Here is a 20,147-nt window from a genome sequence, read left to right as displayed (position 1 = left end):
TCGATAGACGCCCGCTGCCAGCGGATTTGCGGCCGTTTAGTTTATCAAGCGGTAGGGTGTGGGGAACCTTCACCCTTTTTGAGGAGACAAGCGAGTTTCAGCGGACGATTGAATTGATGAAGCGTCATGGTCATTAGATGACGACCCTACGAGCAGAAAATCACCCTCGGCGATATGCGCGCGTCCGGCGTCCGCGACGTGCTGATCTATTGCCGCGATCATCGCTGCAGCCATCACGTCGAGACCTACGCGGACGGCTGGGCCAGACGATATCCGGCTTTCCGACACGCTTATCGACCAGCTAGCCGATGCCGGATCGCACGGCCCGCAAGCCAAACAATGATGCCAAAGCCGACGATCAGCAATCCCAAGGGATCGTAGTTCGGCCGAGAAAAATAGAGCCAGACGACCATCCCACCAGCGATCATGATCACTGCGATCCATGACGCTACCCAATACAACAGGTGCCCAAGACGCGATGCCATCGTCGATTTCCGTGAGGTCAGGCCTCTAGTAGGTCCCGATTAACTCGGCTGTTTTGAGCAATACGCTACGACTTATCCGACAGCTTGGCGATCCAGCCCATGCCGCCCTGTGTCTGTTGATCCGGCGCGCTGTGCGGCCTGCCTCGTGCCCGACAACGCCGGGCCCTCTCAGGCCCTAATTTCACAGTATCCGCTGGCGTGGTCTGAAGGTTACGCGGCTCCCGACCTGAGAATGAACCGCCGGTCGATTTTTTGTACCGGGCGGGCATTCATTGGGTAGAGCTTTGCGAAGCGGGCAATGTCGGCCTCTGCCACCTCGACGTGGTGAGCGAGCACGATCCAATCGACCGACTGGCTGCACGGCGGCGTGGTGAGAGAGCCCTCGTAGTGATAGTAGCCGCGCTCAACCGGTAGCAAGCGGATTGGGTCAATGCCGGGATCGGCGGAAACAGGCGCTCCGGCTTCCGGTGGCATCGTCGAAACAATCTTACTGAACACCTCATTTTTCTTGCCCGGGACAATGAACACGCCGACGACCAACTCAACGCCCCTAAGGGGGATAACCTCCGACTGAGGGATCGCAGCTTTGAGCTGACACAGTTTCACTTCCATCATCCCAGCGAACACCTCGTCGATGGCAAACGCTTCGGGATGGAAGCGCACTTCGTCCACGCAGCGGCAGCGGGCGGGCTTGCGGATCGTGTGGCCGTTGTTGACGATGGTCTCCGGGCGCTTGCTCCAGTTGATCTTGAGCGAGGGCTGACGTGCGGTGACAGCACCGGTAATGTCGATGGGAGACTGCTGGCTGCCAATCGAGCACGTCGCGTTCGCTGCATCGAGGTCGCCCCACTTTTCGGGGCCGGTCGTCCCCTCGTAACTCCAATGATGGCCTTCCTCAGCAACGCCAATCGATGCACACAGCGGACACAGCGCAATGCCCGCGAACATCTTCAATACTTGACGACGACGCATGATCGCCTCCCTGCAAGCTGTGTCTGTCAAAGGAGGAACAAACGTCGGTGAACGGCAGGCGACCTTGATCTTGATCAAAGGCCCGAGACGGTTTGGCCCTTGACGGGTTTATGGGTCCTGCCGGATTGCCGTTCCAAGCCCCTTGACCGCCGGGCCCGCCCCATTGAGCCAGATCAACACTCGGCCCGCCCCAGCCTCGATCTTCGCGCCATCGCATCCGACGGGGGACAGGCACCGTGCAATCTCTGCTCAAAGAAATCCGGCACAGCCCGCTGCTGTGGATGCTTGTTTTCGTTCCCCTTGTATTGGTGACCGAAAAGGCCGCGCCGGAGGCGCATACACTTCTGTTTGTGCTCGCGGTCCTTGCCATCGTGCCTCTGGCAGCACTTCTCAGCCACGCGACCGAGGCCGTCGCCGCCAAGACCGGCGATGCAGTTGGCGGCCTACTGAACGCGACGCTCGGCAACCTCACCGAGCTAATCATCGCCGTGACCGCGCTGCATGCGGGCCAGTACATGCTGGTGAAGGCGTCAATCGCGGGCGCAATTGTCACCAACGCCCTGTTCATGCTCGGTGCCTGCCTCCTGCTCGGCGGGCTGCGCTACCACGTGCAGGAGTTCAACCGGGCTGGCGGGCGGCTCTATTCCGGGCTGTTGCTGATGGCGACGGTCGCCCTGCTCGCCCCGTCGGCGGTCGCCGATCTCGACCTCGCCCAGGGCGAGGCGATCATGCAGAAGCTGAGCGTCGGCCTCGCCGTCCTGCTTATCATCGCCTATGCGCTCGGTCTGTTGTTCTCGCTCGGAACTCACAAGGAACTGTTCGCAAGCGCGGAGCATGGCGAAGGCGAGGAACACTGGCCGATTGGCGTTGCCGCTGGCACGCTGCTCGCCGTGACGGTACTCGTGGCGCTGGTGAGCGAGATCTTTGTCGAGTCCGTGCAGAAGGCGGCGGAGACTTTCGGGATGAGCCCGGCCTTTGTCGGCTTCATCATCGTCTCGCTGGTCGGCGCCGCCGCTGAGTTTGCGGTCGCCTTCTCTGCGGCGCGAAAAGACCGCCTCGACATGAGCGTCAGCATCGCGCTCGGCAGCGCCTCCCAAATCGCGCTGTTCGTGGCGCCCGCGTTGGTGCTGCTCAGCTACGTCGTGGGGCCGTCGCCCATGAGCCTGCAATTCTGGCCGGGCGCGGTAACCATGGTGATGATAGCGACCGTGACGGCGAGCTTCATCACCAGCAGCGGGCGCTCGGCGTGGTTCATCGGCGCCCTGCTGATCTTTATCTACGCCGTCTTCGCGCTGACGCTCTACGTCGTGCCACCGGGGACGCAAGGACCGGGATAGTCTCGGAAGTCCCTCCGCAATCGGTCGTCAGGGTCCTTTGGGCTGGTGACCGTACGCGGGGGACCGCGCGACGGCCCGGAGCGAGGATATTTGCAATTTTGCAATCTCGATTAAATTTTGTGACGCTCGGTACGCTAAGGCGCGCGCCATGCGCGCGCGCCTTAGCGGTTGGGCCGCCTCACTACGGCAAATCCTTGCAGAGCTTGATCACGATCATGACCGTCGAGCCAACTGCAACCACCACCGGGCAGATAAACGGCAGCTCTTCCAGCAAGCCAACAATGGCCGCTCGGACCCGGAGAATTCTTTTCGCATTCGCGAAGCGCAAGCCTGCCACACCCATCGGACATCTCCGTTTGGCCCCCAGCAGCAGCCGCCGCCTTTGAGCGCGAAGCGAGCCCCGATTATGACCAAGCCGGCTGTTCCCTAGATCAAGGTGAAGGAACCCTTTAGTCGCGCAAGCCACGCGGCTTTGATTGGACACCGCTCTTAGCGTGGTCGTTGATGCGATCCGAGAACTGGTCGCCTTGCTAGGAATATCAAAGCATGTGGAACTGGATGATGCTGGGGCTAGAAAGCAATCGCGTGATCCGACTGCGCATAGCCAAGTTGATGCGCGGCGGCAAAGCAGCCCAACGTGAAGCCCGGCGCATGGTGAGTGAAAAAGTGCTTGCGGCGGCGAAGGCCGGTACAAGCCTGATGGCTGGCGCACCCGGAGACAAGATCGTTGAGCAGTATCGGAGAAAGGTGGCGGCAAACGCCAAACGTCTCAGCCGGAACCGAACACGACGCAAACGAAAGTGAAGCTGCCCCTTAGGCTTCCTGCGTTCGCGATGCTGCACTAAAGCGCCGGGCGTTTTCAGTGTGTCTAGCGGTATTCCTAGTCGGAGCGTTGCGCCGATCTGTTCCGCTGCTACCACCTCATCTCACCCGCGCTGCGCCTATAACCGAGCCGGAGGTGATCGGCATGTTCGACGTCTACGTTAAAGGAAAGAGCAATTACTAGTACGACGCGGATCGCCGATACCCGCCGACTTGGCAAGTGGCTGGAAGAAAAAGCGAGCGGTGCGGCACGTTAGTGAACAGATCAGAGAGGTGGTCGTGCGCAAGGGCTTCTATGCACGATCGCAAATGTCACTGATCGGAGGTTCGAAATCCCAGAGGCATCGTTTATCTGCACAGTGCAGTGCCTACCTTACAAGCGGCAGTATGATTTCGAATGTCGATCCCTGCGGCCCCGTTTTACTAAGGACCAAACGGCCTTGATACCTCTCGATAATCGTGAGGCAGATCGCCAATCCCAACCCCATGCCCGCCCGCTGGTCGTAAAGAACGGCTCAAATATGCGCGCCCCGTCCTGATCGGGCACTCCGGGGCCGGTATCCTGTATGTACAGCACAACGAGCCGATCATGTCCGATCCGCGTGCCAACATTCAATCGGCGGTCGCTGCGAGGCGTCGAAGCCATCGCTTCGATTGCATTCTTGAGCAGGTTAAGAATAACTTGCTGCATCTGTGCCGGATCAGCATGTACGAAAGGCGCTGCGACCGAAAAATCGGTGCTGACAAGGATTTCATTTTGCTGCAGTTCGTGCTGCAGCAGCCGTAATACCTGCCGCGCCACATCCTCGAGGCTGATCATCGCAGGTTGATCTTTCGCATCCTTGAACAGGCTGCGGACACTTACGATTGTCTCTTTCACCCTAAGGCTGGCTTCTCCAATCTCCTTGAGAATGTCACCTAACACTTCAAGCCGTAGAGGTCGCGCAAGAAGCTCCTGTTGAGCAGTTTCTGCATTTAACGTGATCGCCCCTAACGGGGAGTTGATTCATGCGCAATCGCCGCAGTAGCAGCATCAATGCTCACAAAGCGGTTGGCGTGTTCCCGCCGCTGCATCATCAAGGCGTTTGCAAGTCGTGAATAGAGCACGGTCATTTCTATGACCAATACAGATAACAGAATACAGCTAGCGATAAGGGCGAACCCGCGAGCCGTGTACCAACCAGCTGAAAATCGATCTGCGCCCGCGTATGCCGCCACTAGGAAGTTGGGGATCGCCGCAAACAACGTGACCATAAGCCAAAGATCGAGGACCGTGCGTCTGCGGACAAAGAGCACGAGAAGAACGAGGCAGCCCAATATCGTGAGACCGACGTTGAATTGATTGCTAAGCGGCGTCTGTCGCATGAGACCGGTCGTAAAGAACTTCGGCAGGTGCTCGGTTTGGCTTATCGCAAGCCATGACAAAAGAGTTATGGCTCCCGACACACATATCAACGTGATTGCAATGCTTGTCCTGATCGACCGTGACGATATTTTTCCCGTATCCTTGAGCAGCGCGTAACCAAGTATGCTCAGGGGAAATGTCGTGTACCACAGTACAAAAAACCAAGCTGGTGTGTTGTAAACGTCACCTATGAGCCCGTTGGGTGCATAGCTGCCCGGAAAGGTCAAAGTCTGCAGAAGCGCAAACGCGCCAGCGAAGATGTAACCGGTGGCTACGACTAGCAAGGCCCGGTGCGGCTGTACGGTATATTGAGCGAATAGGAGGGTTGCTGTTAACAGATCAGCCGCACTCATGATCGTCTGAACAACAGGAAGAAAGCTATCCACTCTGCCAATTTGCAGGTTCACAAAAGGAAGGAGAGGCGCCCAGACGGCCAGCATACCGGCGACGATGCCAAGAGCCATCGCTCGATGTCGCGGGGTGTAAGGCATCAAGGCGACCACCGTCGGAGGATCGTGATCTGCAGCGAGCGTAAACTGGCGAGTATCATGGTTAAGCATTTGGTTCCATCTGCAGAAATGTTAGGAGCATATCGTGCTTCATCATTGGCCCAAAGGTATGCACCGGGGTCATTTGTATACAACAGTTCGCCGATGCCGAACGCTGCTTGTCGGTACCGCGCAGACCTCACCGCTCTTCATCAGGATGTACCCAATTGTACGGCGTAATCTCCCGCTGCTCCGTCAACTTGATTATGCGGGCGGGCGGCTTGTAACGGCGTGTGCCGCAGGACCGGCATCGGAAGGACGGCTCCAGCTTCCAGATCGGCGTGTCACGCGCCCTGCGGATGGCATCCAGCGGCATGCTTGCCCGTGTCTTGCACCGGCAGCATTCGATCTCCAACCAACCGTAACCACCGTTCAGGCACTGGCCGATGGTTGGGCTCGGCTGCGCTGGCCCGCCATAGCCTTCCATGCGGATAGACCATGCTTCGACCTCCGCTCGATCAGCGGCGCGAGCGGCTTTCCTAGCCTTTTGGCGAGCCGTCTCGGCGCGGAGCTTCGCGCCCATGATCTGGCCACCCCAGATGACCTCGCGTGTCTTGGTGCTCATACTGGCATTACAGCGGCAGCAATGCCCTTGCGCAATCCACGACACATAGCTGCTCATTCGGCCTGTATCGCTTTGGCTTGGTCAAGCGTTTCGCTCCCTGCGAACGGTAAATTAGGAGGGCACACAACAACGGCTCGGTGTTGCCTTTAGGTAACCCTTGCTCTGCTCACTAAGCGATAAGGTCGGCCGTTTTTTAGGGAGGCGGGCATATGGATGTGTATTTGAACACCAGACGCGATCTGCTCGTTGTGAAAAAGGGATGTCCGATCCCTTCCCTTGCGGTGCCGGGAAGCTGGCGCAAGAGGAAGAAGCGGGTTGTCAATGTCAGCGAGGAGATTAGGTCCGCGATTCAGACGAACGGCTACTACATGCGTAAGCTGAGAGAGTTGCAACAACGCTCACGACGAAACAACCGTTGCGGCGATTCCTACAAACGTGAAATTCTGTAGCATCGCGACTAACCAAGAAGCCATCCCACCGCTGTTCCGTGTGATGAACCGATACGCAACGGCAGCTTCTCGAAGGGCCGAGAAAATGATCATCCATAGAGCTATTGGCGAAACCGTCGCATTGGGGCTTGCGCTGATCCTATCGTCAAATGTCGCGCTCGCTCAAAGCCGCAATCCGCCAAAGTGGCCGACTATTGGCGGTAAGCGGATCGTTCAAGTTAAGCCGACTGCGCCAATTGGCTGCAAGCTAGTCGGAACGGTTAAGGGCATAAAGCTCTGGGCAGGTGACTGCATGGCTGCACCTGAACTGAGAAAGACCACGCCGGACGATCAAGCGCCGAACCCGTTGCCTGATACTGAAACTCCTCCAAAGGAGCAGCACTAGGTTCGCCGCAGAACTTTTAGGTCGCCTCGCTTTTGACCTCGGGACTTGCGCTCTTGGTCATTATCTGAAGTCAAACGCGCGCATCCGCGAGGTCTGCAGCTCCCACTGACAGACTTCGTCACTCCCGCCTGTCAGGTCGGAAAAGTGCCAACAGCCGAAGTCGCGTTTGCTGCGCGCTGACAGATGGAGGCTCGCCAAACTCAGCTGTGGTTTGGTAGCTTATCACTGCGGCCCCGGCTCTAACGGCAATACGATTACGCATTCGATGCCATCGTTATGGAGCGTTCGCTCGAAACTCCCGTGTAACTCATGTGGTATGTACCTTTCGAGGATGTCGGAGCCGAAGCCTCGGCGGGCGGGTTCGCGTTCGATTGCCACGCCGGTTTCGCGCCAGCGGATGCGAAGCTGCTTTTCGCGCCCCGGAACATCGGTCTTCCAGGTGACGTCGATGTGACCGTCATCCACTGAAAGCGCGCCGTGTTTGGCCGCATTGGTCGCAAGCTCGTGGAACGCCATGGTGAGGGCTTGCGCCTGCTTCGCAGAAATAAGGAGTTCGGGGCCGCGCCGAGTCAGGTTTTCGCCGTCCACGGCTCCATGTGCCGATAGCTCTTGCGCCAGCAGCTCGCGCAGGCCGATCGCGCTCGTCTCGCTCTCGCTCAACAGAGCGTGGGTGCGCGCAATCGCGGCGAGTCTGTCGTCGAACGACTTTGAGAAGTCGTCGAGGTTTTGGCTCCGCGCGCGCGTCCTTTGCGCAACAGCGCGAATGGTCATCAACATGTTGTTGATGCGATGCTGGAGCTCGTGTCTGAGCACCCTCTCATGTTGCGCCAGTTTGGCCTGGTCGTTCACACGCTTGATGGCCGATGACAACAGATTGGCGTAGTTCTGGATAAAATCGATATCGTCCTGCCCAAAACTACGAAGTTGCCGCGAGTCGACTTCCAATACGCCGAAAGGCTCGTCCTCACCGCGAACGATCACGTTGACCGTGCTCTGGACCCCGTGCTCCTTCAGCAACAACGGAATTTCGAATCGGGTTTCTGTCGCAACATTCTCGGTAATAACCGGCTTGCCGGTCTGTAACGCATATCCGGCTGCGGAACCCTCGTTGGCGAGGATGGTGGCGTGCCCCACAACCCCGGGTGCCCAGTTGACGCCGGCACGTACGAGCATGGTCTTGCCGTCGGGGAGAAGTTCAAGCACCTTCACAAGGTCGACTTCTATCGCATCGGACACGAGCCGCGTCGCCTCCTGCAGAAGCGCTCCAATGTCATCGACTCGCAAAACTGCTTTGCCGAATTCGGCTAATGCGGAGACTTGCTTCCGCAGCTTATCAGCCTCGTTCGAAGTTCCGGGCACTTTATCGTCCTGAACTCTGCTAATGGCCATAACCCCGCGCCCCGTGAGGTGTTCCAAACGCACTCGAACTAAGCGAGGGGCGGCCGCTTCGGGTCAAAAGGCGACCTTCGGGCGCAGTTGATTTAGGTCTGTTCAACACCCAACAGCGGACATCGGAAGACGATCGTCGCGCCGGACCGACGCTCACGCATCATCCAACCGGTTTCTATTTTTCGAGCCAATCCCTTAAATGAACTGGCCCGCAACAAGCCTTCCGACGTGATGTCGCGGTACTCGATATCGGCATAGTACTGCGGCTCTACCTTTATCTCGAAGTGAAATGCCTAGGCCGCAGCACGCGTCCGCGGCGAAGTAGTTTCGCCAGCCATCCCTTGAAGCCGGGAGCAATCCTTGCACCGCTCTAGTTCATGGCCCGGAGTGGCCTTTGGTCGGCGCACGATATTGAGCGGCACAGTTGATGCACGCTATGGACGGTCGTTCCGACGCGTGACGATCGGGCGCTTTGCGTCCTGCAGGATCGCCTTATCTTCGTCGTTAAGCTGTTCGCCGGAGTCAAAGTCGTAATCTTCGCGCGCCTCTTTGCGCCAGGCGACTTGGCCTTTGCTGTTGCGATCCGTTTTGACGAACCGTTTCAGCTTGATAAAGAGCGCGTCCGCGTCCTTGACCTTTTCGCCGGCATCGCCGCTGCCGCCCTGATAGCTGTCCGCGTCGTTAAGCATTCAGACAGATCCCTGTTGAACAAGGCATTGGTCCTAGCAGCGCTTCGGAAATGATTTTTCCAGGACTTCCTTTTCGGTACACTTTTGAACACATTACGAGGACGGTGGCGTGCCGTGAGCGTTGGAACGTTTCGCGTTGACCGGGATAGAATCCACGCCTGTCGGCCTAATCCTCACTCCGCCCCCAAGGCCGCGGGTGCGGCCCTGGCGCGTCCCGTTCGGTCAGGGTCGCTCTTTTTTGGAACCATCCGATTTAGTCTTGTGTTGGGATTCGTGCTGATTGGTTCTCGGCACATCATCACTGGAAGGACAAAGATGAGCCGCCGGATGGTGTTAGAAATCTTTGCTACAATTTTCGTTATTGCAGTCATCGCAGCGTTCTTAACGGCATCAAACGGCGTTGACACTCGCAGCGCCGATATCCAGGCGCCGCCCGGAACGACCGGCATGGCTCGCCCCCACTGGCCGTCGCCACCGGCGCGCATCCGTGAGAATTAGAAGCCGTTCTAGTTTCCGACCGGGATATGCGCAGCCTTCGCCACCCTGCCCGAGACCTGGTAGGCCATCCAGGAGCAGGGACTTAGACGGCGCTGTGCTCGCGCCACTTCGCTAGGTCGCACTGCGTTCTGCCGGGCTGGATGGCATGGCACGTCGCAATATCCGGGAGCGCGTTCTAAGCGGAATCCGCAACTTTGAAGCCTCAACGCAAACAGCACCAGGGCTTCGCTGTAGCTCTGCGGCGATCTCCTTAGCTGGCCTCTTCCCAGCCATGCTCTTGAGTTTGGCAATGTCTTCTTCACTCCACGCTCGTCTGATACCGGGCATATGCGAAGCTCCCTATAAATTTTTCCTAAACCGTGATCGTCAGGAAAGGTTCCTTTCTAGGCGCTCACCGCTGCCTTGGCCGCCTGCCCAACCCGGTTTTCCGGCGCAACCCCAATCGGAACGATCAAACCGCATACCAATTGTTGAAACGATCTCGGGGGCAGCCCTCCGGGATTGCCGGCGGCTCTGGCGTTAAAGTCACAGCGCACGCCAGGGCCGTTTTTCGCCGGGCGACAGGAACGATGACCCGGCACGCTGATTATGCGAGGGAGTCCTCAGGAGAGCGGGACACCCTCCCGAACCCAAACGGTCTCGGGCGTCGGCTCCAATACAACCCGGGATCGCTGGCGGCTCTGGCGCGAGTTTAGTCCCCCGCTGCCAGGGCCGTTTATTTGGGTTAGGCCGTTTATTTGGATCGAAATAAAACGGCGCCTAAGTAGATTATCAGGCAGACATTGCCACTTTTTCCCGGTTTGATGGATCTATTCTAAAACCATTCTATATTTGCCCCTCGCCCGGCGTCTTCTCGAGGACGTCGGGCTTTGCGCGCGATCTATGGAGGCGCGTCCGCGCACGACCACGAACGGGTATCGGTTTGTTCGCGATGTCTGGCACAAAGTGCATGTGAACAAAAAGGGGCGGGAATAACGGGAACGCGGCCACTGATTGCCGCCGGGCGTGAGCGCTCTCAGTTATTCCTCGATGATCCGTCGCGCCTCCGCTGTGTGCATAGTGGCAGAATTCAAGAAACCCACCACGAAACATTGAAGCGGCGCGCTCAGGCAGTGCTTGCCGTTGCGGCCTTCGCCGCCTGCCCCACCTGGTAGGGCATCCAGTGATAGCGGCCGGGCGTGTGGACCGCGCGCCGTCATGGCCGGTGCGCTCATCTTCGACGCTCGTTGACGTGACCCAATAATCATCGCTGCCGTCGAGCATCACTTTCAGATTGACCGCGCTTTCAGGAGTGCTGCCCCAGACCGCAACAACCATCGCCGGGACGATCTGTTCGGCCGCTACCTGGTTGCCAACATGGACTTGCGAGCCGTCCGCTTCCCAGGCGTGCTTATTGATGCAGCGCGCGGCGTCGGTGCGGCGCTTGTTGATCTGTTCAGCCTGCCAGGGGCGAGCGTGAAATAGACAATGCGGCCGACAGTCGGAATGATTTTGAGGGGTTTCCTCGTTGGTTTCGGGGCGTCGACCAAACACCAGCCGAGGAAATGATTTGTCAGGAACGAATTCAGTCCAGCGGTGTTGCGCCGCTGTGCCGAACGGCACACTCAAGGCTTGACTCCAAAAACTAGCGGCCCTCCGGCAGGGCCGCCTTTTTATTGGCTTAGTTTGTGTGGCTTGAACTCCGCGATTTTGCGGGCTTCCTGCCACAGCTCAAGAACATGCCCATCGACGAGTTGCTCGGCGTAGCGCTTCGCCTGCTCATCATCTTCGCAGATTGCATTGACGCGGCCCTGGACGTGTCCGTCGTTATCAAGCGTGTAAATGTAATACCCGGGCATTTTAGCGTGGGGGCTGGAGGCCGGGGGAACTCAGCCACTGGCTCATACGCGAGCCTGTCTCTGCCTGTCGTGCCAGGCGCAGAAGCGCCTCTTTCTCGGCGCCAGGCTTGAGCTTCTTGGCCTCTTCTCGCAGGCGCTTTGCCTCGGCGGCCAATCGTTGTTCGAGAGTATCGGTGTGAATTATTCGGCGTCGTTCTGACATTTGGGCCACCCCCGTCCGCTCGGGATGTCCAAATTTAGTTCCCGCCAACGAACTGTTCAACTACTTTCGTTTTTGCGCTGCGGGGAAGGCGTTGGAAAGGCTCAAGCTGGCTACAACAGCTCAATTGAGCCCGCTTAGACCAGTCCGAATTTCACACGAATAACGGGCCCGACATCGTTCCGGACCGCTACTGACATTTGGCGGACAGCCCTTCCGGTGCCATCACGCACGGCGTCCCGCAACATGTCGGCCAGCGAATGCGCAGCTTCCTGGCGGGCGGCATCGATGCTCGGGAGTTCCAGCCCCTCGTCGTCAGGATAGAGACCGCTGTCGTCGCAAAGATCAAAGTAGTAACGAGGCATTCGCGCTAACTGCTCCTAAAACCGGAAATGCGGAAAGCGCAAAACCGTTCCTAGAGATCAGAGCCGCCGACAAAGCTGACAGCCGCGCGCGTGGGGCCACAAGCAGAAATCTACTATAAGGAAGTGCCCAGCAAGTTGATGTCGGTAACCAGATCAGCGCCGTGCACAAACCTGACCAGGCCGGACTTGATCGCATACCCCAAGCAACTCACAATCCGCAGAAACAATCGCGCCCCTGGTCATGTACCGCCACCCTATTAGCTCAGTCGCCCAGTGCTCGGCGGCCACAGACATCCGCCGGAGTGCTGCCTGTCCAAGTCTTGTTATGGCGAACCAATTAGCTTGGTTTGAGCGCCACGATGGAGTGAAACTTTGGGGGACGATAGATCGGCGCTTCTAATTGGTAATTCGCGCGTAACAAGCGGTGGTAGCTCGATTAGATCGGTAAAGACGTCGGCTTGCCGCCGCAACTCGTCGGCGATCATCCCTGGCTGGGTTGAAATGGTCGAAATGACCGTCACATGGACCCCCCGGCGCTGCACCGCCTCGACCAGCGAGCGGAAATCGCCGTCACCGGAGAACAGAACCATCTGATCGATGTTCTCAGAAAGCTCCATGGCATCGACGGCAAGCTCGATATCCATATCCCCTTTCAGCTTACGGCGGCCACTGGCGTCGACGAATTCCTTGGTCTCCTTGGTGACGACGGTGTAGCCGTTGTAATCGAGCCAGTCCAGCAACGGGCGGATGGACGTGTACTCCTGATCTCCGATGACTGCGGTGTAGTAATAGGCGCGCAGCAATACGCCGCGGCTTTGGAATTGCTTGAGCAGGCGGCTGTAGTCGATATCGAAGCCGAGCGCCTTCGCCGTAGCGTACAGATTCGCGCCGTCGATAAATAATGCGATCTTGCCGTCAGAGGACATGTCAAAGACCTATGATAAAATTGGTAAAGCGACAGGGGCAGCACGCAATAATCTCTGGTTCATCGGTGCGAGCGACGGGCTGTATAAGGAAATATCGAGATCAATTCTTGTGATTTTAGGCCAATGATTAGGCTTTGTTGGCCATAAATGCTGAAGCCGGGCGCCCGTTGTTGCTCGAACGCTGCCGCAAATCGAGGGCAAGCAACTATTGCTTGATCTCCTCGGCGAGAACGATGTGAGCTGCCCCTGCTCCGAACGACTCGTCGGCACAGCAGATGTTTGAGCATGCGCCGGAGCCAGCCACTTGCCGATCAACCCTTTGCAACAGCGTAAATTGCGTGGCACACGGGCCACGACCTCCCTTGAGCGATCCCGCGGGGGAGGCGCCTTGCTCAGTAGGATGTTGCGATCTCGCTGTATTCAGCCAGCCGCGGCAACGCACTGGAGCATTGAAGGGCTGAGCAGCGCTACCTTCGCTCACAATGGGAACGCGCTTTCGGTCGCTTAGAAAGCCCGTGGATGGGCCCCGCCTCTGCAGGCCTGCTTGCCATGCTTCTTCGCAAACAGGCGCATCCACGGTGCCCTGCGCCTGATCGTCCGCGCCGTCTGCCGCGCATGACAAACCCCCGCAGAGGGACCCTGCAGGGGCTCGTCGCGGGAAGGAGTCGGACTTTGGGGACCTACTACCTATCCCACGCGCAGGGACGATACGCCCGGATGGGGCGTTCTCAAAGTCAAAAGCGGTCCGTCTTCCACGCTGCATCTGCCAGCACAGAGAAGCCCCGCTGGAGGGCACTCCAACGGGGGCAATTGGGAACTAGTAATCGCCGGCCGTGAAACCGGAGGCGGTGATCACGAGCCAAGCAAAACCTAGCAGTCTGGGCAGGGGCCCTCCACAAGGCCTTGAATAGGCGGCCACGAGGGACGCAACGCTGTCCTTGCCCGCGCGTCTTCCGCAAATCCACCACTGCTCGCGCATCGATGCGGTCGGCGGCTCGCGGTTGCCACTCACCGATTTGAAGAACTCTGTTTCCGCCGCCGTCAGTGCCACGCCTTCGCCCGCCTTCAGCACCGTCTTCTAAGGGGTCCACGACGGTCCCGCAAACGACGGACCGCAGTGATGATATTGGGCTGGGGCCTTGACCGAGGTCGCGCGGGGGCGGTTGGGAGGGACTGCGGGTCGGCTAACGCTGCTTCGCGGTCGGGTGGCGGCGCGCGGCATCTAGGTCAGATCGTCCTCCATGCGAACGCGGCGGCAGGGATGGCCGAAAGCACCGCTGCAAATGGCCATGTCCCGCCGCCGCCCCCTGCCAGCCACCGGATGAGGAGTCAATTCGGGACCGACTTCGGTTGAAGGGTTGCGCGTCATGCGTCGCTCCCCTCGTCATTGTCGGTGCCAGCGTCCGCGTTGTCCCGACTGGCGAGATGTTCCACGAACGACAGCGGTGCAGTCGGTGCCTTGTCCTGCGCCTTGCGCCTGATCGGACAGCACGCGACGCAGTTCGCTGGACATCCGCACCAGATCGTCGCCGTTGACCCGACCGCGCGAACCTGATCAGCATCATTCCCTACACCTTCCCGGTAATGAGCCATATCGTCGTTACGGCCGCGTTCGCACTGCTCGTGTTCTTCAGGGTGCTGATCTACGGCTTCTACAACCGGCGTCTACCTGCTATGGGCCCCACATTACACGGTCCGCTCGTTAACGTTTTCACGCCACCGTCAACGCGGCGTGGCGGGAGTCGCCGCAGGCTGCTGGGTCGTAGTAGGCGCCGCAGCAGGGGCGGCAGCAGGTCGCGTTCGTGGTTCACAGCGGCCGTTCACCATGCGCATTTTTCGAGCGTTGCACTTGCGGACCGCGGCACGCACCTTGGTGTTGGATACGCAAATTCCCTCGATCAGTTGACGTCCCAGACCACATCCTTGGCGAATTGGAATAACCGAATCGTTCGGCTGCTGAAGCGGGACGTAAGGCATACCCTGTGCTGAGGAGACGACGCAGAGCGCCAGTGCGACGACGGTTGGTCTGATCATTTCTTTCTCTCCCAGTGTCACAGAATAATGCGCGCGCTATTGCTCGCTGGATTTCGGCAGTTGAGCTACGTCAATCAAAGCCGGCCGAGCGACGAGAAACTCTTGCGCTCGGCCCCTTCAACGGCTTCGCTCCCATTGGCTAACGGGGCGCCGCTCAGTACGGACGGTACCCGCCGCCGCAAACGTAGTTGCCGTAGGCGTCGTAGCAGTTGCCGCGGTAGGCCCCGGCCGCGGCTGCTCCGACCGCGGCGGCGCCCACTGCTGCCGCACCGACCCCGTAGCCGCGATAGGCCCCACCACGATAGCCGTAGCGCCCGCCGCGCACTGCGACAGCGCCTCCCCGAGCCCCTCGAACTGCTACAGCGCCGCCGCGGTAGCCACCGGCCCGATAGCCGCCACCTCCGCGACCGCGAGCATTGGCGTCGTCGGGCGTGAAGGTGACTAGCAGCATGGCCGCAGCTGCCGAAGCGATGAGAATTCGACGCAACATTAGCGTACTCCTTCTTCGAGAGAGAGATGACGCCGCAGACACCTGCGCATCGCGCCGAACCGCGGGTCTCTCCAAAGCCTCGCGCGCGGCAGCTTCGCTCCCTTGACCTGGATCAACGAAACCCGCGTTCATCTACGTGAACGCCCGCTCCCCACAGGCACTTAATCGAGCCGACGCCACAAGTCGTTATCTGCCGCGATGCCGCACATTGGCTGGGCGCCTCATCTCGCCCCTCCTCTTTAGCCCCGAAAATCAAATCGGGACAATTCGGAAGGCTCCCTGCAGGAGTGGCCGCCTTAGCGCCGGTCCCGCCCTACTTTTTCAGCCCACGAGTGATCCTGCACTCTGGGCAATCATCGACGCTAGATCGGGAAAACATGGCACTCACACCGGAGAGGCCATTGGAACGCTTCAACAGAACAAGTGTTGAAATCGCAGGCATCCCGCGAGTTATGCTCGCTGCCTCCCAACGGAGAAGTGTCATGAACAAGTTGCGTATTGCGACCCTGGCAGCCGCTCTGCTCGCTGCAAGCATTCCAAGCCTTTCAACCACTGCTCAGGCGAGGCCTTTTGGCTTCCATGGCGGCTTGGGCCACGGTGGCTGGGGACACGGTGGATGGGGCCACCGCGGTGGCGGTTGGGGCGGTGTCGGGTTCGGTCTCGCAGCCGGTGCCCTGGTTGGGGCTGCACTTGCCGCCCCGTACTACGGAGGTGGGTACGGATATGGCGACGGCTACCCATACGGCTATGGCGGTGGCTACGGCTATGATGACGACTACGGTTATGCTTACGCCCCAGCTTACAGCTACGGCTATGCGCCGGTTTCCTACGGCTATGGCTACGCGCCCTCCAGAATTTACAGGCGGCACGTGGGTTACCGCTCGTATGGTTATCGGGCAGGATATGGCGGCGGCTACGGGATATCTCGAGTCGGATATGGCGGATATCGCGGCGGTGTTGTTCGGGCAGGATACGGCGGAAGGATGCATGGAGCTCACCTCAGCCGCCGCTAAAAGTCTGAGTCTCCGCCAAAATAGGGCGGCCAATGCAGGGAGTCATTTATCGCTTACGGATTGTCCCTTATGACTAATATCAAACAAGCTGAGCCCAAGAGACTAACGCAGGCGGAGCGCGAAGCCCGCAAGGTGTTCAGGTCGCAAGAAGCAGAAAAACCATTGAGTGAATATGAGACCGCGCAGAAGGCACTTCACGCCAACCGAGAGCGTCTCAGGGCAGAGCGGCTGGCACGAGAGGCCGCAGCGCATAAATCAGCGGCTAAATCAAAGACTCCGGCTTAGTTTCAGGAGAGAGGCCGCTTCGGGCGGTCTTTCACTTTCTGATCGTCCCAAGGTCACTCGTATGGCAGGAACGAATTAGACCGTCTCAGCCTGAGTCCGGATTGCGTGGCGTGGAGTTATTATACGTAGGAATTGGACGCTTTCGATCGTGCCGGAAAGCGGCGATCAAAGCATCTACATGGTATTAGATAAACTCGGCCGGCTTGGTGCGATATGGCCAGCGGCAGATGCTGAAGCGACCGAGCACACCGGCGAGGACGACAGGACAATCCAAGCAACAATCAGGAACATTGTTCGAAGAGAGGCGAGAGGGATTGACGCCGGTATCCGCCATTCAATGGCGTTGGCGTACCTAACGGGAAAGAAAGCTGACATGCGGCGGCAGCGGTGCAGTATCGGGCCCGGCCATGTCCGTCAGCGCCAGAAGTCCTTGAACCTGCCCGGCGACAACTCGGGGTATCGCACCGTGTGCTGGATGTTGCGGTGGCCGAGGTAAGCCTGCAACGCCCGGGTATCGTGGCCCTTGTTGGCCAGCGCGAAGCCACAGGCGTGGCGCAGCATGTGAGGATGGGCCGGAAAGCCCAGCCTGGCCTCGACACCAACGCGTTCCACCATGCGCGCAAAGCCAGCCGTCGTGAATGGCGACCCCCGCTCGCTGGTGAACACGAACGGCGACTTGGGATCCTGGTCCCGCTGCAACTTGCGCAGGGCCCGCATTTCATCGCCGACAACGGGGTGGGTGGCAGGCGTGCCCCTCTTGGCCCTGCGGATATGCAGGACGGCTTGGGTGAAATCGATCTTATCCCAACGCAGGTCGACAAGCTCGGACGACCGCAGACCGTGGCGGAAGGCGATGTATAGCTTATTGAAGGACGATGGCCCGCCTCGTTCCTCGGATCCAATCCACGCGCCCTTGTGCCTGCTTCGGCGCAGGAACCAACCTGCAGAACGGAGGTTGGAACCGCTAGTGCGATTAGAGAGAAGGCAGGTCAAGCCATGCTGGATTTTCCCCGCCCCCCGTTTCCGAACCAACACCAGCCGATTCCAGGCAAGACCGCCGCGATGAAGCCGGTGCCCGATCATGGTGAGACGTCATACAAGGGCAGCGGTCGGCTCAACGGCAAGAAGGCCGTCATCACCGGTGGCGACAGCGGGATCGGCCGCGCGGTTGCCATCGCCTACGCCAGAGAGGGAGCTGACGTTTTGATCTCCTATCTCGACGAACACGACGACGCCCGGGAGACCGAGCGGTTGGTGAAAGAGGCCGGCAAAAAGGCTGTCCTGCTTCCCGGCGACATACAGGATCCAGGTCAATGCCGCGCCGTCATCGCGAAGGCCGTGTCGGAGCTGGGCGGTATAGATATCCTCGTCAACAACGCGGCGCATCAGGCCAGCTTCAAATCAATCGACGACATCAGCGACGAGGAATGGGAGCTGACGTTCAAGGTGAACATCCACGCGATGTTCTATCTCACCAAGGCAGCCGTAAGCCACATGAAGCCGGGTAGCTGCATCATCAACACGGCCTCGATCAATTCGGATGTACCCAACCCGACGTTGCTGGCCTATGCAACGACCAAGGGTGCGATCCACAATTTCACGGCGGGACTAGCGCAGATGCTGGCCGAAAAGGGCATTCGCGCCAATGCGGTCGCCCCAGGACCGATCTGGACGCCACTCATTCCGTCGACCTTGCCCGAAGACTCCGTGATGAATTTCGGCAAGCAAGTCCCCATGAAGCGCCCCGGTCAGCCCGTCGAATTGGCTACGGCCTACGTCATGCTGGCAGACCCGCTTTCGAGCTACGTATCCGGCGCAACAATCGCCGTTACCGGTGGCAAGCCCTTCCTGTAGAGCGTCGCCGGCTCTATTTGGCGGCGGGTCAGGCGGCGGTCGATGCCTTTGTGTTGACGCCTTTCCGAACCGCGATGGTATTGAGCTCGTGTTCTACGTTTGCCGCGCCGAGATGTAGAATGGGGACGGCAACCCGGAGCGGTCTCCTCGGGGACGCCCTTCCGCGACCGGCCACCGTCAGCCTCCAAGGTCAGTGGCCGGCGCGGATTGTTCTTAGATCAGCGCGAAGCGCTCGCTACCGGCGCATCGGGATTGACCACGGCGTCGCGGGCGGGCCAACACACGCGGCGCGGAGCGGGCCCCAGTCATCGTCACAGCTGGCCGGGGAGCCCAGTCTAAAATGGTTACCGGTGAGGAACGATGGCAAGCGATCCACATTGAATTCAATGGATCGCATCTACCTCACCATCATCGCCTTAGCTCTGCTGCTGCTCGTCGGCGCGACCGGTATGTTCGTGACCAGCGCCGACCGTCGGCCGCACGCCCCCACAGTCGGCGTGACTGGATCAAGATAGACCAGCCCGGTTCACAAGTCGTTGTCCGATGCGAACCTTCCCTGATGACATCTATTGCAACAATGGGGCGAAGCACGCGGTGCGGATACTACGCACGTTTTAATTCACAGAAAGGTAGCCATGCGAGCGCATCGAATGTTCCTGAGCCTGGCAATAGCGATTGGTTGCGGCATCACCCAGCCGAGTGCCGCGATTTCGCAAGAGTATCGCGGAACCTGGCAACAACAGCAGGCCTGCACGCCCGACGTCTGGAGGCTATGCGGTGGGCAAATCCCCGATGTGAACAAGATCGTGGCTTGCTTACGGGCAAATACTCCGCAACTCAGCGATCGGTGCCGCGCGGTCTTTGCGCAGGGCGACACAGCACCTCCGCGTGGTGAGTATCGGGAGTACGAAAGGCGAGATCGAGATTACGGGCCCCGGCGTTACGATCGAGATTATGGGCCAAGGCCCTCCGACAGGGACTACGGTCCGAGGCCTTACTACGGTCCAAAGCCTTACGATTATGATGAGGAGTAAAGGATTAGGAACGCGATCGTGCAGGCCATGATGGGCACGAAGGCGATGATGTAGACCGTCTGCTGACGCGGCGGGGTCGTGCGTTCCGACGAGCCCGCATCTGGCTCATCCGTTCAGCCGCAGGCACCAACCTCGCCCATTTGATTTGCTTGGTCGCCAGCGCAAGCTTCAGGCGCTTGATCTCGGCCTCGTAGAGCGCGCATTGTGGACAGGTCGGTGGAAGCTATGGTTACGCGCTTCGTAACTCCGGTTATGGTTGGCGTAACAGTTGAGGTCCCCGTAACAGGGCAGAAGCGGCTCCAGTGTTGCTCGCCGCAGTTTCGGCATTTCGGGACTTCCATGATGGGCGATCGCAAAACTAAGCATGCTTTTGGAGAGATTTTCCTTCCCCCGGGGGTGCGAGCCCAATCGTCGCGCGGCCCCGGTTTATGTAGACGCCGCCGCATGCGAAAAAGATGCGCGTGTGTGAATTCTAAGCCCCTACAAAAGATAATCGTCAGTTTTGCGCCGGGACATTTCAGTCCCTAATCGAAGCTGTTTGCAGATGAACGCTCGATCACTTGCA

22 protein-coding genes and 2 pseudogenes are annotated in these 20,147 nt (G+C 59.1%); 9 read left to right on the top strand and 15 right to left on the bottom strand.

Features of this window, described 5'->3' with window-relative positions:
• Positions 1-290: 290 nt before the first annotated feature.
• Both ACPPVP_RS04145 and ACPPVP_RS04140 read right to left on the bottom strand, forming a co-directional pair.
• Entirely contained in the window at positions 291-485 is a 195-nt protein-coding gene (locus ACPPVP_RS04145; RefSeq protein ID WP_426531559.1) for a hypothetical protein, read from the bottom strand.
• Positions 486-695: 210 nt separating this feature from the next.
• Positions 696-1,097 (bottom strand): carbonic anhydrase family protein, encoded by a 402-nt coding sequence (locus ACPPVP_RS04140; protein ID WP_426537658.1) that lies wholly within the window; start codon positions 1,095-1,097, stop codon positions 696-698.
• On the opposite strand from ACPPVP_RS04140, the gene ACPPVP_RS04135 reads away from it, so the two are divergent.
• Together ACPPVP_RS04135 and cax are read left to right on the top strand one after the other, a co-directional pair.
• Entirely contained in the window at positions 987-1,508 is a 522-nt protein-coding gene (locus ACPPVP_RS04135) for a carbonic anhydrase family protein (protein WP_426537656.1), read from the top strand. The genes ACPPVP_RS04140 and ACPPVP_RS04135 overlap by 111 nt on opposite strands.
• A 185-nt stretch (positions 1,509-1,693) precedes the next feature.
• Positions 1,694-2,794, top strand: a complete 1,101-nt coding sequence (cax, locus tag ACPPVP_RS04130) for a calcium/proton exchanger (RefSeq protein WP_426531557.1) — start codon at positions 1,694-1,696, stop codon at positions 2,792-2,794.
• Positions 2,795-2,975: 181 nt separating this feature from the next.
• Here the strand turns inward: cax and ACPPVP_RS04125 are convergent, their stop codons facing one another.
• Positions 2,976-3,137, bottom strand: coding sequence for a hypothetical protein (locus ACPPVP_RS04125; protein ID WP_426531555.1), 162 nt, complete (start codon positions 3,135-3,137; stop codon positions 2,976-2,978).
• A gap of 203 nt (positions 3,138-3,340) precedes the next feature.
• On the opposite strand from ACPPVP_RS04125, the gene ACPPVP_RS04120 reads away from it, so the two are divergent.
• Complete coding sequence (locus tag ACPPVP_RS04120; RefSeq protein WP_426531553.1) at positions 3,341-3,598, top strand: hypothetical protein; 258 nt, start codon at positions 3,341-3,343, stop codon at positions 3,596-3,598.
• Between the two features lie 386 nt (positions 3,599-3,984).
• Here the strand turns inward: ACPPVP_RS04120 and ACPPVP_RS04115 are convergent, their stop codons facing one another.
• From ACPPVP_RS04115 to ACPPVP_RS04100, 4 genes and pseudogenes are all read right to left on the bottom strand, one after another.
• Positions 3,985-4,104, bottom strand: coding sequence for a hypothetical protein (locus ACPPVP_RS04115; protein WP_426531551.1), 120 nt, complete (start codon positions 4,102-4,104; stop codon positions 3,985-3,987).
• Positions 4,105-4,178: 74 nt separating this feature from the next.
• Positions 4,179-4,262 (bottom strand): annotated as a pseudogene (locus ACPPVP_RS04110) (hypothetical protein); the annotation flags it as partial.
• A gap of 344 nt (positions 4,263-4,606) precedes the next feature.
• The gene (locus tag ACPPVP_RS04105) at positions 4,607-5,581 is read right to left on the bottom strand and encodes an MASE4 domain-containing protein (RefSeq protein WP_426531549.1); all 975 of its coding nucleotides are present in this window, start codon (positions 5,579-5,581) and stop codon (positions 4,607-4,609) included.
• Positions 5,582-5,708: 127 nt separating this feature from the next.
• Positions 5,709-6,134 carry a hypothetical protein gene (locus ACPPVP_RS04100; protein ID WP_426537654.1) on the bottom strand — a complete coding sequence of 142 codons (426 nt, stop codon included), beginning with the start codon at positions 6,132-6,134 and terminating at the stop codon, positions 5,709-5,711.
• 209 nt (positions 6,135-6,343) lie between these two features.
• Here ACPPVP_RS04100 and ACPPVP_RS04095 point away from each other — a divergent pair, with 209 nt between their 5' ends.
• Positions 6,344-6,583: a hypothetical protein gene (locus ACPPVP_RS04095; protein ID WP_426531547.1), complete on the top strand. Its 240-nt coding sequence runs from the start codon at positions 6,344-6,346 to the stop codon at positions 6,581-6,583.
• 85 nt (positions 6,584-6,668) lie between these two features.
• Entirely contained in the window at positions 6,669-6,968 is a 300-nt protein-coding gene (locus tag ACPPVP_RS04090) for a hypothetical protein (protein ID WP_426531545.1), read from the top strand.
• A gap of 222 nt (positions 6,969-7,190) precedes the next feature.
• Here ACPPVP_RS04090 and ACPPVP_RS04085 read toward each other — a convergent pair whose 3' ends face one another.
• From ACPPVP_RS04085 to ACPPVP_RS04060, 6 genes are all read right to left on the bottom strand, one after another.
• Positions 7,191-8,357: a sensor histidine kinase gene (locus ACPPVP_RS04085; RefSeq protein WP_426531543.1), complete on the bottom strand. Its 1,167-nt coding sequence runs from the start codon at positions 8,355-8,357 to the stop codon at positions 7,191-7,193.
• Between the two features lie 434 nt (positions 8,358-8,791).
• A complete protein-coding gene (locus ACPPVP_RS04080; RefSeq protein WP_426531541.1) occupies positions 8,792-9,046 on the bottom strand; it encodes a hypothetical protein in 255 nt (84 codons plus the stop codon).
• Positions 9,047-10,369: 1,323 nt separating this feature from the next.
• On the bottom strand, positions 10,370-11,152 hold the full coding sequence (locus tag ACPPVP_RS04075) for a hypothetical protein (RefSeq protein WP_426531539.1): 783 nt from the start codon (positions 11,150-11,152) through the stop codon (positions 10,370-10,372).
• Between the two features lie 44 nt (positions 11,153-11,196).
• Positions 11,197-11,382 (bottom strand): hypothetical protein, encoded by a 186-nt coding sequence (locus ACPPVP_RS04070; RefSeq protein ID WP_426531537.1) that lies wholly within the window; start codon positions 11,380-11,382, stop codon positions 11,197-11,199.
• Positions 11,383-11,718: 336 nt separating this feature from the next.
• The gene (locus ACPPVP_RS04065) at positions 11,719-11,946 is read right to left on the bottom strand and encodes a DUF6894 family protein (protein WP_426531535.1); all 228 of its coding nucleotides are present in this window, start codon (positions 11,944-11,946) and stop codon (positions 11,719-11,721) included.
• A gap of 323 nt (positions 11,947-12,269) precedes the next feature.
• Positions 12,270-12,872 carry an NYN domain-containing protein gene (locus ACPPVP_RS04060; protein ID WP_426531533.1) on the bottom strand — a complete coding sequence of 201 codons (603 nt, stop codon included), beginning with the start codon at positions 12,870-12,872 and terminating at the stop codon, positions 12,270-12,272.
• 1,545 nt (positions 12,873-14,417) lie between these two features.
• Between ACPPVP_RS04060 and ACPPVP_RS04055 the strand changes: the two are divergent.
• A pseudogene (locus ACPPVP_RS04055) lies at positions 14,418-14,540 on the top strand (F0F1 ATP synthase subunit A); the annotation flags it as partial.
• A 520-nt stretch (positions 14,541-15,060) separates the two neighbouring features.
• Here ACPPVP_RS04055 and ACPPVP_RS04050 read toward each other — a convergent pair.
• Positions 15,061-15,396 carry a hypothetical protein gene (locus ACPPVP_RS04050; protein ID WP_426531531.1) on the bottom strand — a complete coding sequence of 112 codons (336 nt, stop codon included), beginning with the start codon at positions 15,394-15,396 and terminating at the stop codon, positions 15,061-15,063.
• Positions 15,397-15,878: 482 nt separating this feature from the next.
• On the opposite strand from ACPPVP_RS04050, the gene ACPPVP_RS04045 reads away from it, so the two are divergent.
• Positions 15,879-16,409 (top strand): hypothetical protein, encoded by a 531-nt coding sequence (locus tag ACPPVP_RS04045; protein ID WP_426531529.1) that lies wholly within the window; start codon positions 15,879-15,881, stop codon positions 16,407-16,409.
• A gap of 69 nt (positions 16,410-16,478) precedes the next feature.
• The gene (locus ACPPVP_RS04040) at positions 16,479-16,694 is read left to right on the top strand and encodes a hypothetical protein (protein WP_426531527.1); all 216 of its coding nucleotides are present in this window, start codon (positions 16,479-16,481) and stop codon (positions 16,692-16,694) included.
• Between the two features lie 414 nt (positions 16,695-17,108).
• On the opposite strand, the gene ACPPVP_RS04035 is transcribed toward ACPPVP_RS04040, so the two are convergent.
• A complete protein-coding gene (locus tag ACPPVP_RS04035) occupies positions 17,109-17,687 on the bottom strand; it encodes a tyrosine-type recombinase/integrase (protein WP_426531525.1) in 579 nt (192 codons plus the stop codon).
• Between the two features lie 3 nt (positions 17,688-17,690).
• On the opposite strand from ACPPVP_RS04035, the gene ACPPVP_RS04030 reads away from it, so the two are divergent.
• Entirely contained in the window at positions 17,691-18,548 is an 858-nt protein-coding gene (locus tag ACPPVP_RS04030) for an SDR family oxidoreductase (protein ID WP_426531523.1), read from the top strand.
• Positions 18,549-20,147 lie beyond the last annotated feature (1,599 nt).

It is taken from the genome of Bradyrhizobium sp. McL0615, from assembly GCF_049993905.1.
Taxonomy (GTDB): Bacteria; Pseudomonadota; Alphaproteobacteria; order Rhizobiales; family Xanthobacteraceae; genus Bradyrhizobium.
Note: the sequence above shows the minus strand (reverse complement) of the source record. Positions and strands in the feature narration are given on the sequence as shown.